At 41.7% G+C, this 14,000-nt stretch carries 15 protein-coding genes and 1 tRNA gene; 5 read left to right on the top strand and 11 right to left on the bottom strand.

Going from position 1 to position 14,000, the window contains the following annotated elements; translation table 11 throughout:
* Nucleotides 1-134 precede the first annotated feature (134 nt).
* Nucleotides 135-815 (bottom strand): hypothetical protein, encoded by a 681-nt coding sequence (locus MKI85_RS16780; RefSeq protein WP_241629441.1) that lies wholly within the window; start codon nt 813-815, stop codon nt 135-137.
* A 368-nt stretch (nt 816-1,183) separates the two neighbouring features.
* On the opposite strand from MKI85_RS16780, the gene MKI85_RS16775 reads away from it, so the two are divergent.
* The 3 genes from MKI85_RS16775 to MKI85_RS16765 all read left to right on the top strand — a co-directional run bounded on the left by MKI85_RS16775 (nt 1,184) and on the right by MKI85_RS16765 (nt 2,654).
* Nucleotides 1,184-1,260 (top strand) — tRNA-Arg (locus MKI85_RS16775).
* A 210-nt stretch (nt 1,261-1,470) separates the two neighbouring features.
* Entirely contained in the window at nt 1,471-1,974 is a 504-nt protein-coding gene (locus tag MKI85_RS16770) for a YcxB family protein (RefSeq protein ID WP_241629443.1), read from the top strand.
* Between the two features lie 35 nt (nt 1,975-2,009).
* Nucleotides 2,010-2,654 carry a fumarylacetoacetate hydrolase family protein gene (locus MKI85_RS16765; protein ID WP_241629439.1) on the top strand — a complete coding sequence of 215 codons (645 nt, stop codon included), beginning with the start codon at nt 2,010-2,012 and terminating at the stop codon, nt 2,652-2,654.
* Nucleotides 2,655-2,697: 43 nt separating this feature from the next.
* Here the strand turns inward: MKI85_RS16765 and MKI85_RS16760 are convergent, their stop codons facing one another.
* Complete coding sequence (locus tag MKI85_RS16760) at nt 2,698-3,504, bottom strand: AraC family transcriptional regulator (RefSeq protein ID WP_241629437.1); 807 nt, start codon at nt 3,502-3,504, stop codon at nt 2,698-2,700.
* A gap of 117 nt (nt 3,505-3,621) precedes the next feature.
* Between MKI85_RS16760 and MKI85_RS16755 the strand changes: the two genes are divergently transcribed.
* Nucleotides 3,622-4,557 carry a DMT family transporter gene (locus MKI85_RS16755; RefSeq protein WP_241629435.1) on the top strand — a complete coding sequence of 312 codons (936 nt, stop codon included), beginning with the start codon at nt 3,622-3,624 and terminating at the stop codon, nt 4,555-4,557.
* 65 nt (nt 4,558-4,622) lie between these two features.
* Here the strand turns inward: MKI85_RS16755 and MKI85_RS16750 are convergent, their stop codons facing one another.
* From MKI85_RS16750 to MKI85_RS16735, 4 genes are all read right to left on the bottom strand, one after another.
* Nucleotides 4,623-5,108 (bottom strand): hypothetical protein, encoded by a 486-nt coding sequence (locus MKI85_RS16750; protein WP_241629433.1) that lies wholly within the window; start codon nt 5,106-5,108, stop codon nt 4,623-4,625.
* 74 nt (nt 5,109-5,182) lie between these two features.
* On the bottom strand, nt 5,183-6,232 hold the full coding sequence (locus MKI85_RS16745; RefSeq protein WP_241629432.1) for a linear amide C-N hydrolase: 1,050 nt from the start codon (nt 6,230-6,232) through the stop codon (nt 5,183-5,185).
* Nucleotides 6,229-7,389 carry a TIGR00341 family protein gene (locus MKI85_RS16740; RefSeq protein ID WP_241629429.1) on the bottom strand — a complete coding sequence of 387 codons (1,161 nt, stop codon included), beginning with the start codon at nt 7,387-7,389 and terminating at the stop codon, nt 6,229-6,231. The genes MKI85_RS16745 and MKI85_RS16740 overlap by 4 nt, the downstream gene beginning before the upstream one ends.
* A gap of 267 nt (nt 7,390-7,656) precedes the next feature.
* Nucleotides 7,657-8,907: a YihY family inner membrane protein gene (locus MKI85_RS16735; RefSeq protein WP_241629427.1), complete on the bottom strand. Its 1,251-nt coding sequence runs from the start codon at nt 8,905-8,907 to the stop codon at nt 7,657-7,659.
* A gap of 112 nt (nt 8,908-9,019) precedes the next feature.
* Here MKI85_RS16735 and wrbA point away from each other — a divergent pair, with 112 nt between their 5' ends.
* A complete protein-coding gene (wrbA, locus tag MKI85_RS16730; protein WP_241629425.1) occupies nt 9,020-9,616 on the top strand; it encodes an NAD(P)H:quinone oxidoreductase in 597 nt (198 codons plus the stop codon).
* A 65-nt stretch (nt 9,617-9,681) separates the two neighbouring features.
* On the opposite strand, the gene MKI85_RS16725 is transcribed toward wrbA, so the two are convergent.
* From MKI85_RS16725 to MKI85_RS16705, 5 genes are all read right to left on the bottom strand, one after another.
* Nucleotides 9,682-10,050, bottom strand: a complete 369-nt coding sequence (locus tag MKI85_RS16725) for a hypothetical protein (protein WP_241629424.1) — start codon at nt 10,048-10,050, stop codon at nt 9,682-9,684.
* A gap of 249 nt (nt 10,051-10,299) precedes the next feature.
* Nucleotides 10,300-11,361 (bottom strand): sensor domain-containing diguanylate cyclase, encoded by a 1,062-nt coding sequence (locus MKI85_RS16720; protein ID WP_241629422.1) that lies wholly within the window; start codon nt 11,359-11,361, stop codon nt 10,300-10,302.
* 243 nt (nt 11,362-11,604) lie between these two features.
* The gene (locus MKI85_RS16715) at nt 11,605-12,180 is read right to left on the bottom strand and encodes a xanthine phosphoribosyltransferase (protein WP_241629420.1); all 576 of its coding nucleotides are present in this window, start codon (nt 12,178-12,180) and stop codon (nt 11,605-11,607) included.
* Between the two features lie 90 nt (nt 12,181-12,270).
* Nucleotides 12,271-12,984, bottom strand: coding sequence for a DUF3108 domain-containing protein (locus MKI85_RS16710; protein ID WP_241629418.1), 714 nt, complete (start codon nt 12,982-12,984; stop codon nt 12,271-12,273).
* Between the two features lie 164 nt (nt 12,985-13,148).
* Entirely contained in the window at nt 13,149-13,832 is a 684-nt protein-coding gene (locus MKI85_RS16705) for a hypothetical protein (RefSeq protein WP_241629416.1), read from the bottom strand.
* Nucleotides 13,833-14,000: the final 168 nt, after the last annotated feature.

Here is a 14,000-nt window from a genome sequence, read left to right as displayed (position 1 = left end):
TAGCTCAGCTGGATAGAGCACTTGGCTACGAACTAAGGGGTCGGGAGTTCGAATCTCTCTGAGCGCACCAACTTGATAAATTACCGCTTTAGCAGCGGTTTTTTTATGCCTGATGATTTTATATTTGAAAAATATTAATTTCTCAAGAATGTAATTAGTGTGATTGCAATTAAATAGCAGTAACTCATACAGATCATGATAATAATAGCTTTGTTGGTATTTTTTAGTATTTGGACATTTGCGGGAATGGCATTAGAAACCTGAAGATATGTCAAAGATCCGAAGAATAAATAACTTATAAAGATGATTGCGAGTGAAATCCATAAACTGTTTTTTTCCTTAGAAATAAAGTTTTGATCATCTGGAGAAGTAGCTAAATAACTAAATGTTTGTTGATGATTATTTTGATCTGTGAAAAGGATATCTTTTAAATGTAGTGAAGTATATCTCCCTGTCTGTTTATGTATTTGAGCGTAGAAAAGTGCACTGTTAATTTTTATGTCAGATGAATCAGCTAATTTACAGATATTTCGTAACTTTTGAGTGCAAAGTTGAGAATAAAACACCTCACCATTTTGGCTGATATATAAGCGTTTACTATTATCTCGAAATTTTGACACGTCAAAAGAGTAGTCTGACGACATATGTCTTTCAAATACGTGCCATTCGCTTGAATCTAGGCTTTTAATATGTTGCACTTTATTATTCATTGTATTAATAGAATAATTAATTACGATGAGCATGATAAGTAGGGATGCTATTGCTGGCCCGATCTTGCTTATGTGCAAAGTTGACTGATCTGCTTGATTTGTCATTTGTATCTTAAATTAAGTTTATGTAATTCTTCTCTCTGATTATAAAGAATCTCATGCTAGTTGTGGGGTGATGTGTACCTGTGATACCTGTTTTGAGGAGCTAATTGGCGAGGCAGGCTTATTTCACATTATGCAGAGTTAGGAATATCTCTGGTTGTGTTTGGATTGTCAGCAGCGCTTGCATACCATTTCTGTTCATTAGAACTCTAAAGCGAAAGGGGGTGAATTGGCTGAGTTTTTGGTTATTCTGCTGTAAAAAAGCACGTTTATGCAGGAATCGTCCATTATCTAGGCATTTAGTTGCAGTTATGTGAAAAAACACTTACCAAAATGAAAAAACCATATATAATGCGCTCCATCAAGACGTCGCGCTCATAGCTCAGCTGGATAGAGCACTTGGCTACGAACTAAGGGGTCGGGAGTTCGAATCTCTCTGAGCGCACCAACTTGATTGCCTAGATCATTTATCTGTTCTAGTGCATAAAAAAGAAGCCGCATTTTTTGCGGTTTTTTTGTGCCTAAAATATCTGAAAAGCATGTCGATTTCGTGACAATTCCCCAATTTTTTGGCGCCGAGCAGCAGTGAAAAGCATAAAGAAAAGCTGAAATTTGGTGTACTATGGTGCAGTCTCGTTTTCAGATTGATGATGGATTTATGTCAGACAGCAAGCCTGCCTTATCTTTACGTTATTACCTAAACCTCGAAGAATCTCAGGATGGCTTTGCACTTGCCACCTTCGGTAAAAAACTGTTCACGCGTTTTATTACGCCTTTGATCAGTCTCGGAATTATCGGTTGGGGAATATATTTAGGCTTTACTGGGGTGGGGCGTTATTACGTTGCTCTGGGCGTATTCTTCTTGGTTTTGCAGTTGGTTTTACGTTATTGGTTCTTGCCGATGATGTTTAAGCGTCAGTTTGTAAAGTATCAGTTTGGGAAAAGCGAGCAAGGCATCGACCTTTATCAGGACTATGCTGATATTTATGCCAATGGCCGTAAAAAAGTGGTGCATTACCACGAAGTCCAAAATTTTGCAGTCGGTAAACTGACCTATATGCTGGAATTAAAAAATCGTACTGTGGTGATTGTGCCGAAACGTGCGTTTGCAACGGCTGAAGATCAAGGCATATTTGAAAATACCTTTAAACATTCTAAATAAAAGATTAATTGTCACAAAAAGTCGAAGGGAAGATCATGAGTACACGTCCATCTAAAATTGTCTGTGTCGGTCGTAGCTATGCAGACCATGCCAGAGAGCTGGGAAATGCTATTCCCGATCGTCCAGTGTTGTTTATGAAGCCGCCAAGCAGCTTAACAGCACTGCAAGATGGAATTTCGTGGAACTCGGCTTGGGGCAGTTGTCATTATGAATGTGAATTAACCCTAAGAATTGATCGTGAACTGAAAGCAGAAACCGATCCAGTCAAAGCCTTGCAAGCAGTGGGTGCGGTGACTTTAGGACTGGATTTAACCTTACGTGATTTACAGGATGATCTGAAGAGTAAAGGTCAGCCGTGGGAGCGTGCCAAGGCGTTTGATGGTTCATGCATGTTGGCAGATTGGGTTGATGTTGCCGATGTGGTACAAGACTGGAACGATGTGCATTACACCTTGCATGTGAATGATGAGCTTCGCCAAAAGGGGGATACCTCGCATCTGATTTTTGATATCGGCTCGTTATTGGTAGATATGAGTCAGGTCTTTACCCTAGAAGTGGGTGATGTGATCATGACAGGTACGCCAGCAGGTGTTGCGGCATTGCAAGCAGGCGATCAACTCAAAATGACTTTGCAAGGTCAGCAGCAAGACTACGTTTGGAATACTTTTGTACAAGCCTAAGCTGAGTTGAAAATTTAAAAGGACTGTAAATACAGTCCTTTTTTTATTTGGAGGGATTTTCTGCTGCATAGTCTTTGCGAAATTGATCGGGGGTACAGCGCATCCAGCGTTTGAATAGATTAATAAAGGCAGAGGCATTGGCATAGCCTAAATCCAGCGCAATACTTTCCACTGTTCTATTTTCATTCAGCATTGACATGGCTTTAATCACTTTTAGCCGTTGTCGCCATTCATTTAATGACATCCCTAATTCTTGCTGGCTATAACGTGCCAGTGTGCGTTCGGTCATATTAATCCGCTGTGCCAATTGTGCCAAAGTACTCTGATCAGCGGGATGTTGTTGTAGGTAATCCAGTAAACCTTGTAGTGCAGGATGTTGGGTCGAAGGTAAATAACTGCCGACCCATTCCGCATGTCGCAGCTGATCCAATAGTACATGCAGCAGGCGTAAATGTTCTGGCTCATGATCGGGCATGGGATGCTGGCGTAAATGATGCAAAAGTGCAGGGACTAAGGCTGAGGTGAGCAAGATGCCCGCCTGTTTCGGTAGGGCTTCACATAGGCTCTCATGCACGTATAAGGTGGAATGAGTCACTTCAGTCCGGTTGATGCCTGCATGTTTTAAGTGAGGAGGCAGCCAGATCCCATACGGAGGAGGGGTTAGAAAATGAATTTGATCAACCCTAACTTCCAAAACCCCATTCAGGGCATAGACAAACTCTCCCCAAGCATGTTCATGCATGGGATAGCAAGATTCTGCAGGGGCATCGGAAATCCGCAACCACAGTGGGGCAGGGATGTCATCATTGGTGGGCATGGGATAATAGTCATGTTGTTGACGTGTATGCATCTGTTTTGCCCCCTGCTGATTTTGCCTGAATAATAGGATGGGTTGTCGGTTTTGAATTATATCTTTTAAAAGAGACAGGTCTATAGTGGTGACTCATCAAATGAAGTGGAGTAGACTGTGAGTGAGCGTCGGGCACTAGACAGCAAAGCATCGGGCATTATGTTTGTGCTATGTATTATTTGGGGCTTGCAGCAAGTCATCTTAAAAATGGCTGCACCCGATATTTCTGCGGTCATGCAAATTGCATTGCGCTCTGGTCTTTCCGCGCTAATGGTGTATCCCATGATTAAACTCGCAGAGGGTGTTTCTTTATGGGGGCGAGAATATTTGGCGCCTGGCATTCTGGTGGGAATTCTGTTTGCTTCGGAATTCTTTTTTGTGGCAGAAGCATTACGCTTTACTTCAGCCTCGCATACGGTCGTGCTGCTGTATACCGCTCCCATCTTTGTTGCTTTAGGGCTACATTGGAAGTTGCCATCTGAACGACTTAGCCTGTTACAGTGGAGTGGCATTGTGCTTGCCTTCTTGGGCATTATTATCGCGTTCCTGTTTCATCCTGCGGGTTCGGCAGCAGCCTCTACAACGGCTTTGTGGGGGGATGCATTGGCATTGCTGGCAGGAATCCTGTGGGCGGCAACCACAATTGCAGTCCGCTTAACCAAACTTGCGGAAGCACCTGCAACGCAAACCTTGTTCTATCAATTGTTCATCGCCTTTTTGCTGTTGTTTCCGCTGGCATTTGCGATGGGGCAAGCCAGTATTCATTGGACGCCATTTACCATCGGCAGTTTGTTGTTTCATACCATCATAGTGTCTTTTGCCAGTTATCTCATTTGGTTCTGGCTGTTAAAAGAGTATTTGGCTTCTCGTTTGGGGGTATTCTCCTTTTTAACCCCATTGTTTGGCGTACTCTTTGGCGTGGTATTACTGAATGAAAAAATTGAACTGAACTTTGTTGTTGGTACAGTGTTGGTGATGCTGGGAATTATGGTGGTCAGCTTGCAGGGATGGATACAATCTCGCAGTTTCGCCAAAGCATTAAAATTGGATTAATCCCGCTATAGAGAGCTAAAAAAAGCCTGTCATATCGACAGGCTTTTTCTTTTTCATAAGCAGAATTAAGGTTGGTATAAATTGATAAATGCACGATAGGCAGAAGATTGCTGCCCATTACGGTATACAGCGCGGGTAATGTTGCCTTTGTCTGTCACCAATTTTAATTCAATATCTTTGGCGTTTTTAAATGTGCTTAAGAAGGAGCTTGGCACCACAATATAATTTGATGAGCGATGTGGAACCATACGATTGATATATTCATGTGTGGTTGCAGCAGCAGGTGCATAGCTATAAGGCTTTTGATCAATCAAGAACACAAACTTCTGAATGTCATAATCCTCTTTCGCACTCGGTAAATATGCAGTAATTTTTAAGTGACTGCGTTCTTGTTCATTCCATGTGACTTTTACAGCAGGGCAAAGTTCATTCTGTGCACAAATGAGTAACCCTGTAGAGGCAATATTTTGTGGTTGTGTTGAGGATGTCGCACAGCCTGCTAACCCCATGACTGTCGCCATACCTAAAAATGCAGTTTTTAATATATTCATGTTAGACCTTTATGTATCAGTACTGAAGCTCGGCAGATCTGTTTGGGCAGTGGAATATCCCTGCCGCATCACGCCTAGTCTGTTCCTAAAAATTGAAATGCTTTCGTTGTCTTAAAGTGTGTTGTGGCATCCCCAGCATAGACATTGGCTTGATCTGCACCTAAGTCAAGTTTCTGGAAAGGCGTAGTTTTAAAATCGATTTTCTTTAAATCTACCCAGAACGTATTGGGTGAAACTGCCGATTCAAAAAAGTATAACAAATTCTTGTGGTCAACAACCGTGCGCCAGCGTGTTGATGAAATATTTGGTTCTTCTTCTGTGTTGAGACCGAAAGGAACGGAGGCATTGCGAATCACGCTAAAGACACTGGCAAGGTTTTGCTTGCTGTTGGCATTTTTAGGAATGGCGTTGATATAAAACGAGGCACGGGCAAAACGATCCGAGGCACGATTGGTACCCGGTAGGAAGGTGGTTCCCCCAATCTGTTTCCAGTATTGATTCAATGCCAGCTGTTGATCAAAAATGGGCGAGTTGGTCATGACTTGATACTTGGCATTGTGATGAATGACTTGTTTGCCATTAATGTATTCAATAATGGCACTGTCACCCGAAGCATCGGATAGCGATAGGTGCAGGGTTGCAAGGCGTTTTTCCCCAGGCACATTATCCGTGATTACAATAAATGGCTCTTTCTCCAATGCTCGAATGGCTTCATTCACAGTCGCATAATTATCTAGAACATACTGCGCCCAGAGGGAAATGCTCATCGTTGGTTTTTTATTGTTTTTGACTTCAGGATATTGTGATTCAACCAGCCAGAGTAGATTGGCTGTCAGTCCTTTTTCATTGATGCCATCAGTGGTGGAAATATCATAACCTGTTGCCACCACACTGCCATATTTTGCAGTCCAGTGAATGGATTGTGGTCCTGCCAGACCATTACGTGCAATATTTTTAGGCATAATCCATAGGTTGGTGCCGACATCGACTTTCCAGTCCATGGAGCGCGCGGTCATAACGTTATCTCCATCTCCTTGAAACACCACCCGCGTACAGGCTTGAAGTGCTGAATTGATTAAAACTCCACTGCTTAAAGTTGCAATTAAAAGTAAGTTTTTTGTCATGATTCATCCTGTTTTTTCAGTATTTTAATGCTTGGCTTTTCAGTGTTAGTTGTATTTAATGGTACGATTTTAGTGGGTTTAGTTTGAATAATTTGAATTGAGATAAAACGAATTTGCAGATAGGTTGGATGTCCTTTTCGGTCAGGAATGAGGGTGCGATTGAGTTCATCAATTTGATTGGTCGAAGGGGGTTCAACCCCACGGATAAACACTCGAGCTAGTGTAAATTCTGGATGAGTGTCGAATTGAATGGTATCAATAATATTGGTTTCAGTATTCAGCTTTTGTCCCAGTTGATCGCTGACGCGCGATTTATATAATTCATTTTGAACCGTGTAAAGTAAGTTAAAGGTCAGATAGACGGCCAAAATAAGAAGAATAATTAAACTGATCCAATTGCGTTTTACAAATTCAAGATACTTGCTTTTCACCTCTTCATTTGATCCACGTCTAAATCCTGCAATCCAGAGCACCATTGAAGAACTGACCTGAATCGCAATAATATTGGTAAAGGTCAGTAAGAACGCATTAGCGGATAGAGAAAACTCAGCACGGGATAATAAAAGTCCGCTCGCGACTAAGGGGGGAACCAAGGCAGTTGCAACAGCCACCCCGACAACAGCAACAGATAAACGTGGAGAAACAGAAGCAAAAGCACCTGCAGCGCCACCTGCCAGTGCGATCATTAAATCGAGCGAATTGGGATGCGTGCGTGCTAGAATCTCGTTGGTGATGGCAATATTCGGATGAATCAGCCCGATCAGGAAGCCAATCCCGTAAATCATGATGATGCCCAGTGCGAGCGTTTGAAAAGCTGTTTTAAATAGAATCCAACGGCTGTCAATTAAGGCAAGAGAAATCCCTGCAATTGGTCCCAACATCATGGCAACCAGCATGGCACCAATTACCACTGCCGTAGAGTCACTGAGTAAGCCATAGGCTGCAATGACTGCTGCCAGTGCATTCATAATAAAAAAGGTTTTACTCGGCAGCGCATCTGCCTGAATATTCAGACGGATCTGCTTGTGATCAATTTTTTTTGAGTTTTCACGTAAAGCTTGTCTATAGCGGAGTTTTTCTTTCAGCGTTTCAAAGCGTTCTTGTCCAGGTTTATCATCATCAATAATGATGGTCGGAGTTTCTTTTTTGTCTGTCATAGCGAATTCTCGACTGAATCACGCAAACAAAAACTATTGCTTGTGGATGTTATTGTTTTAAATAACTTTTTCTGATGATTTTATCATTCGGTCTAGTGTTGATTTTAGCTGTTTTTTTGAGCGATTTGTAGCGTGAAATTTAGAGAATTACGTAATCAAAAATTGCTCTATGTGATTTGAATCGGAAGAACAAAAGTTGTTGGAAGAAATGATGCGGATACAGAGCAAGAGCTGAGAAGAACCTTTCAGCTCTTGTATTGAAGTGACTTATCGTTGTTCAAAAATACAGGCCAGTGGTAAGGCAAGTTTGGCAGAAAGGTAGTCATCCGCTTCTTCAAACATAGGACCAATACGCTGCATCCACTCATGATCATCGGGATGAATATTTTTGACATCTGCTCGGCGAGGTAGTGGATAAGGCAGTTGTTTATAGAAACTCCAGAAATCCACTTGCGATAAGTTACGCACCAAAACGTATTCATTGTTATCAGTACGCTTGACCAGATTTTGTTGTTCCAGCAATAACACATAGCTTGGCCAATGCCCAATTTCTTCACGCCCTAACACATCCAGTGCTTCTTTATCGGACATGCTTTCGCCACTTTGTTGCTTGATGTGGAAAAGTTGCAGGATATCCAGCAGCATAATCACAGGGTGGCGCCGTTGTTCCTTGCCTGTATAGAACGCGGTCAGTGCATAACTAATTTCGACTCCGAGCAGCACAATATTCCAAGACAGAAAAATCCATAACAGGAAAATAGGCAGTGCGGCAAATGCACCATAGATAATTTCATAACTGGTGAAATTAGACATGATGTAACCAAATAAGTTTTTGAGTAACTCAAACACACTGGCGCTAAATATTCCTGCAAACATTGCGGCTTTAATTGGAACACTACGATTGGGAATGGTCCAATATAAAATAAAAAAACCGAGAATCGAAAGTGAAAAAGAGATGAGCCAGAGGATAAAGGCACCATTCACTTCATAGCCTGCAAAATTGTTACTGAGAATATTTAATGAGGCGACCGTGGATGACAGTACAAAGGCACTGCCCAAGATAATCGGACCTAAGGAAATAATGGTCCAATAACGCATAAAGCCAATCATGCCGCCACGTTTTTCTCGCACGCGCCAAATGCGGTTAAAGACATTTTCAATGCTGGTCAACATCATGACGGTGGTGATAAACAGAAACAACACCCCAATGACGGTTAAATTGCTGGATTTATCGGTAAAAGCGGTTAGAACTTTATCGAAGGCGATGGTGGTTTTAGGGAGGAAATTACTATAAATCAACTGCTGTAATTGTTGCCGCGCAGGTTCGAGTGCTTTAATGGAAGAAATAATGACTAAAAAAACAGTCAACATTGGGACGACCGCAAATAGCGTGGTATAGGTGAGGGAACCTGCCTGTTCACGGCAACGGTCTGCTTCAAAACGTCGAAGGACAAATAAAACAAACTGAAACCAAGTCTTGCTGTAAAAAGGCAATCTTAGTAAATACTTTTCTATCATGCGTTTCTAGTCTCAATTCTTCATCATTTTATATACTTTTCAAGCACAAGCTTAACCAAAAAGTCGGAAAAATACCGTATAGTTTTCATTTTTAGCTTAGATCATAAACGTCATGCAACCTTATGTCCTTGTTTTATATTACAGCAAATATGGTTCAACCAAAGAAATGGCGCATTTAATTGCCAATGGGGTCGAGTCAACAGGGATGGCTGTAAAAATTCGTACTGTACCCAATTTGGCGACGGTTGTGACGGAGGCGGCAGCCAGTATTCCTGACGAAGGGGATATTTACTGTACTTTAGAAGACTTGCAGTACTGCTCAGGACTGGCGTTAGGTTCGCCAACACGATTTGGCAATATGGCATCAGAAATGAAATATTTTTGGGATCAAACCACCAGTTTGTGGCTCAGTGGAGCCTTACATGATAAGCCAGCCTGCGTATTTACCGCTTCGGGATCTATGCATGGCGGGCAGGAAAGTACCTTATTGACCATGCTACCGCCTTTGTTCCATCATGGCATGATGATTATGGGGCTAACCAATGCGCATGCTGCATTATCCAATACCAAAACTGGTGGCACACCATATGGTGTAAGTCATGTCAGTGGTCCAAGACATGATCAGCAACTCAGTCAGGATGAAAAGACCTTATGTGAAGCTCAGGGGCGTCGTTTAGCAACTGTTGTACAACAACTACAAGTACATTAAGTTTGGCTGATCTGCCGATAGAGATGGTCTGAACCACCACTGAATGAGTCATAGCGAAACGTTTGCTATGACTTTTCAACTTGAGCTTTAAAGCGATGTTTGCACTTTAAGCATCTGAAATCTAGAAAAAGATTCTTATCAATGACTACGCCCGCTTTTTTGCCGAAATAATTGCCTAGAAAACCGCCAGTAATTCCAACGCTGATGCCACCGATAAAGGTGCCTACTGTTCCACCGACAATAACGCCGAGTGGTCCTGCCACAGCACCAATTGCGGCACCTGTAGATGCACCTGTTGCTGCGCCACCGACAGTTCCTGCTGCAACGCCTGCCGAGCCCAGTAAAAGTCCACTGGCTTTTTTCAGATGCTGATCATGGTTGCGTTTTTCAATTTCGCTTGAGCCACATTTGGGACAGAGAATCGTATTTTCCATAGATGATTTGCCTTTGCGTGCTGTCATGCCATATGAAGCAAACAGCAAAATGGGGTAAGGATTATACGTTTCAGCAGAACAACCTTGTGCTGCTTTAACTTTGGCTTATTCGCTAAGTACGTAAATCTAGAGTAAATTCTAGCGAAAAAGCATGTTGTTGTGTTTATCTGACTTGTAAATATTGCCCTAGATGACAAGGCATCATGAATGAAATATGAAGTAAAGATAAAGCGGACTTGGCAATTGGAATTAACTACTGTGGGCTGGATGCTCTAAATGCACACGGTTACGCCCTGCTTGTTTGGCTTGGTATAAGGCTTTATCTGCACGTTTAAATACGGCTTCGGCATTAGAGTCTGCTGACTGTGCTTCAGCAACCCCAATACTGACGGTAAAGCAGATGACCTCTTCCTGATAAGGCAGTTTCATGGCTTCAATGGCTGCACGAATTTGCTTGAACAATTTGACTGCTTCTTTGGAGCGGGTAGGTAGGATAATTGCAAACTCTTCCCCACCGATACGAGCCAGAAAATCCTGCTCTCCCAAAAAGGCTTGAATATTTTCAGTCATGCGTTTCAGCACATAATCGCCAGCCTGATGTCCATAAAAATCATTGAGGGTTTTGAAATGATCTATATCCAGCACGCCAATACTAAATGGGGCTTGAGCATTAAAAAATAACAGCATGCTTTGGTTGCATTCTTGAATGAAGCTTCGGCGGTTAAAAGTACCTGTCAGTTCATCCGTCGCCGTGAGTTTCTGCATGTCCTGAATCTGTAAATGTAATTTGATATTCAAGGCAATCCAGTTGGCGAGGCATTGCAGCAATATGGCTTGATGTTCGGTGTAATTGAAGCTGGCTCGATCTGCGACATTCAATGTGCCAAAACATTGTTCATTATGTATGAGAGGAGCATCCATACATGAGCCCATGCCATGTTGTGCCAGCATTTGACAGTCTAATTCTTCAAATTGTGCAACATCATCACAGATTCGTAACGTCGCAGTACTAAACACTCGTCCTACAAAGGTATTTTGAATTGGCATTTGAAAATTCAGAGGAATCGCCTGATTCCCCGAGATGGAATACAGTCTGAGAAAATCTTGCTGATCATACAGGGTGATGCTGGTACGTTCAGCCTGAAACACCCGTGAAATCCAGAAGGCGATTTTGTCGAGCAAACTTTGCAGGCTGTCTGCCTGCGCCAAATCGTGGATAAACTTGATCGGAAGTTGAATACAGTCATGCTCATTCAATTGGGAGAGTTGATGCGGTGTGTAAATCCGTTCGGCGGTGTTCTTGTTCTTCATTGACTCAGCGTTCTCTAAATTCAATGGTCAGTTGGTGGTCTTGTTATCCGATGTCCAAACAGCAATATCGGGTTGATTACAGCTTGAATATGCTAAATGAGGGTACTCATGCATAGTATGCTGTTTTTATGAATTTTTCAGAAAAAATGTGAAACAGATGGGAATAAATACTGAGGCTGAAGTACTGAATTTCAAAAATAAAAAAGAGCGCGACTGCGCTCTTTTTATGCGACCAATTATGGCTTAGTCACGTTCAAATTCAACGGTACCGTTGGCTAAAGATTTCACTCGTGCAAGTGATTCTACGCGGTAACCTTTTTCCAAGAGTAACGCACGACCTGGTTGGAATGATTTTTCAATCACAATACCAATACCCACAACATCGGCTTGGGCTTGGTGAATCAGATCTGCTAAACCGAGCGCAGCTTGACCATTCGCCAAGAAATCATCAATCACCAAAACTTTATCGCTTGAGCTGATGTGCTTGTTAGAAATCGCAATGGTGCTTTCAATCTGTTTGGTGAACGAGAAAACTTTTGAACGATATAAATCATCTTTTAAGGTTAAAGATTGATATTTACGTGCAAAAATCACAGGCACGCCGAGTTCTAAACCAGCCATAACTGCAGGTGCAATACCTGATGCTTCAATAGTAATGATTTTGGTGATTCCTGCATCTTTAAACAGACGCGCGAATTCTTGACCAATTTGTTGCATCATGACTGGGTCAATTTGGTGGTTTAAGAAAGAATCGACTTTCAGAACTTGATCAGAGAGAACGATACCTTCTGCTAAGATTTTCTGTTCTAGTGCGTGCACGGGAGAATCCTCGGGGGCAGGTGCTTTTTCAAGCAAAAGCGTATTTTAAAAAGCACCTGAAAAAAATCAAGTAAAAATCATCAAAATGGATTAATTCATGGGTCCTTTATACCCAGTCAGTAATAAACCATATGAAGATTTACCATCCTGATGGCTGACTTTCACAGGAAGATAGTCTAATTTTGGTGCTAACCAGAAGGTGGTATCGCGACCTGGTTTGTCATGTTTCATCACCACTTTAATGGTATCGAAAGTACCATAACTGGTTTTGATTTTTTCAGAACCTTGTTTAATAAACTGACGCGTTTCGACTTCTTTGGCATCGGCAATCAAATAACTTGATTTCATGCCCACGCCTTTTAAATCTTCACGAATTTGCAATTCAGCATTGAGTTCATCCAAAGTACCTGCTTTCCATGCAAAAGAACGTGCTTTATCGTCTTTTTTAGTGCTAATCGTTTTTGCACTTGGATTGAAATTAATGCTCATGGTGTTGTTATGCACCAAAATTTTGCTGCTACGGCTAAAGCTGTTGGAGCTAATTTTACCTGCATTAAAACCAAAGCGGCTGGTTTCAGTGGCAGAGGCGATAGCGCCAGCTTTGGCTGCAAAAACATAGTTCCAGTTATTGCCAGACTTGCTTAAAGTGCGAGTTGCCGAGCCCATGTTTTTGCCATTGTAGTTAAATTGATAACTTGCTTGGAATGGACTCATGGCGAATGCTTGGCTGGAAAAGCCAGTAAATAACAATGTAGAGGCAAGGCCTGTGGTCACTGCTATTGTTTTCAAAACATTTTTAGCCATTGGTGAACGTGTTCCTGTGAAGTTTAAAGTGAGTGTGTCTTAAAATTACACCAATTTATTATGCCTAAGCATTATGAAGATAAAATCTGCTTTTTTGTGCAAAATGTATCTTTCCTGTAGCCTTTTTCTTTATCTTTCAGACTTGTTCGGGTAGGGCATTTTGCCTATTTCCCTCTTTGCTTAATCGGTGTGACTTGGTTATCAGGAATGCCTTCATGCGCCCAGTCATCAATCTCATCTTCAGTCATTTTGCCAAACAGTGCGGCTAAGTTGACATTGCCCAACACCACCAATTCAGCTTCACGTAAAACCGCATGATTGACATGTACTTTGTTTAGCGTATCGATGATGGAGCGCTGTTTACCCAGCCATCGATTCAGGTCTAAATACAGTAAATCATCTTTGACCTTTATGACATTGAGTTTTTCTAAGATCATGCCCAATGGGTCTTTATTTAAAATCTTTTGATAAAAGAAGATGGCAGCGTTGAAGCCGATTTTATGCAAGAGATTTTGGAATTTTGCTTCAATCACTTGAGTGTCGCTGATTTGCTCAAACACAATCATCTGGATGTCTTTATTCATTTCCATCTGAATCAGTTTAAGGTCTACCGAGAGCGTGGTGTAGATGCCTTGATATTCTAAAGTGGCGTATAAGCGTAACCAGTCATCATGCAGATCGGCATGCAAATCTTTTAGCATCTTCACATTGTCAGTGACAAAGCGTTGGAAGGTGGCATTCAGAAAAACTTGCGATAATGGAAATTCCCGCTCATCTTCAATAAAGCCTTCCGCTTTTTGGTACACTTGATGTAGCCGTTTAGAAATATTGGAAAGTAGCGTTTGCATAAAGGCATCCTGGCAAGTGAATCTACTGGCTTATGATGAGTTTTGCCGAATTGTATTTAAAAATACAGAAAATCAATCTTGCAGTTTAGCAAAATTAAATGCACCATTTTCAGTATTTTAATGCAGTGATTCTGTTGTATTGATGAACTTCAGGTTTTATCAAAATAA

It is taken from the genome of Acinetobacter zhairuonensis, assembly GCF_022601715.1.
Lineage (GTDB): Bacteria > Pseudomonadota > Gammaproteobacteria > Pseudomonadales > Moraxellaceae > Acinetobacter.
This window is presented reverse-complemented; position numbering and strand designations above follow the sequence as displayed.

Excerpts from the sequence above, each read along its gene's own strand:
- MKI85_RS16780 (WP_241629441.1), bottom strand. The coding sequence starts at position 815 with ATGACAAATCAAGCAGATCAGTCAACTTTGCACATAAGCAAGATCGGG.
- MKI85_RS16770 (WP_241629443.1), top strand. The coding sequence starts at position 1,471 with ATGTCAGACAGCAAGCCTGCCTTATCTTTACGTTATTACCTAAACCTC.
- MKI85_RS16765 (WP_241629439.1), top strand. The coding sequence starts at position 2,010 with ATGAGTACACGTCCATCTAAAATTGTCTGTGTCGGTCGTAGCTATGCA.
- MKI85_RS16760 (WP_241629437.1), bottom strand. The coding sequence starts at position 3,504 with ATGCATACACGTCAACAACATGACTATTATCCCATGCCCACCAATGAT.
- MKI85_RS16750 (WP_241629433.1), bottom strand. The coding sequence starts at position 5,108 with ATGAATATATTAAAAACTGCATTTTTAGGTATGGCGACAGTCATGGGG.
- MKI85_RS16745 (WP_241629432.1), bottom strand. The coding sequence starts at position 6,232 with ATGACAAAAAACTTACTTTTAATTGCAACTTTAAGCAGTGGAGTTTTA.
- MKI85_RS16740 (WP_241629429.1), bottom strand. The coding sequence starts at position 7,389 with ATGACAGACAAAAAAGAAACTCCGACCATCATTATTGATGATGATAAA.
- MKI85_RS16735 (WP_241629427.1), bottom strand. The coding sequence starts at position 8,907 with ATGATAGAAAAGTATTTACTAAGATTGCCTTTTTACAGCAAGACTTGG.
- wrbA (WP_241629425.1), top strand. The coding sequence starts at position 9,020 with ATGCAACCTTATGTCCTTGTTTTATATTACAGCAAATATGGTTCAACC.
- MKI85_RS16725 (WP_241629424.1), bottom strand. The coding sequence starts at position 10,050 with ATGGAAAATACGATTCTCTGTCCCAAATGTGGCTCAAGCGAAATTGAA.
- MKI85_RS16720 (WP_241629422.1), bottom strand. The coding sequence starts at position 11,361 with ATGAAGAACAAGAACACCGCCGAACGGATTTACACACCGCATCAACTC.
- MKI85_RS16710 (WP_241629418.1), bottom strand. The coding sequence starts at position 12,984 with ATGGCTAAAAATGTTTTGAAAACAATAGCAGTGACCACAGGCCTTGCC.
- MKI85_RS16705 (WP_241629416.1), bottom strand. The coding sequence starts at position 13,832 with ATGCAAACGCTACTTTCCAATATTTCTAAACGGCTACATCAAGTGTAC.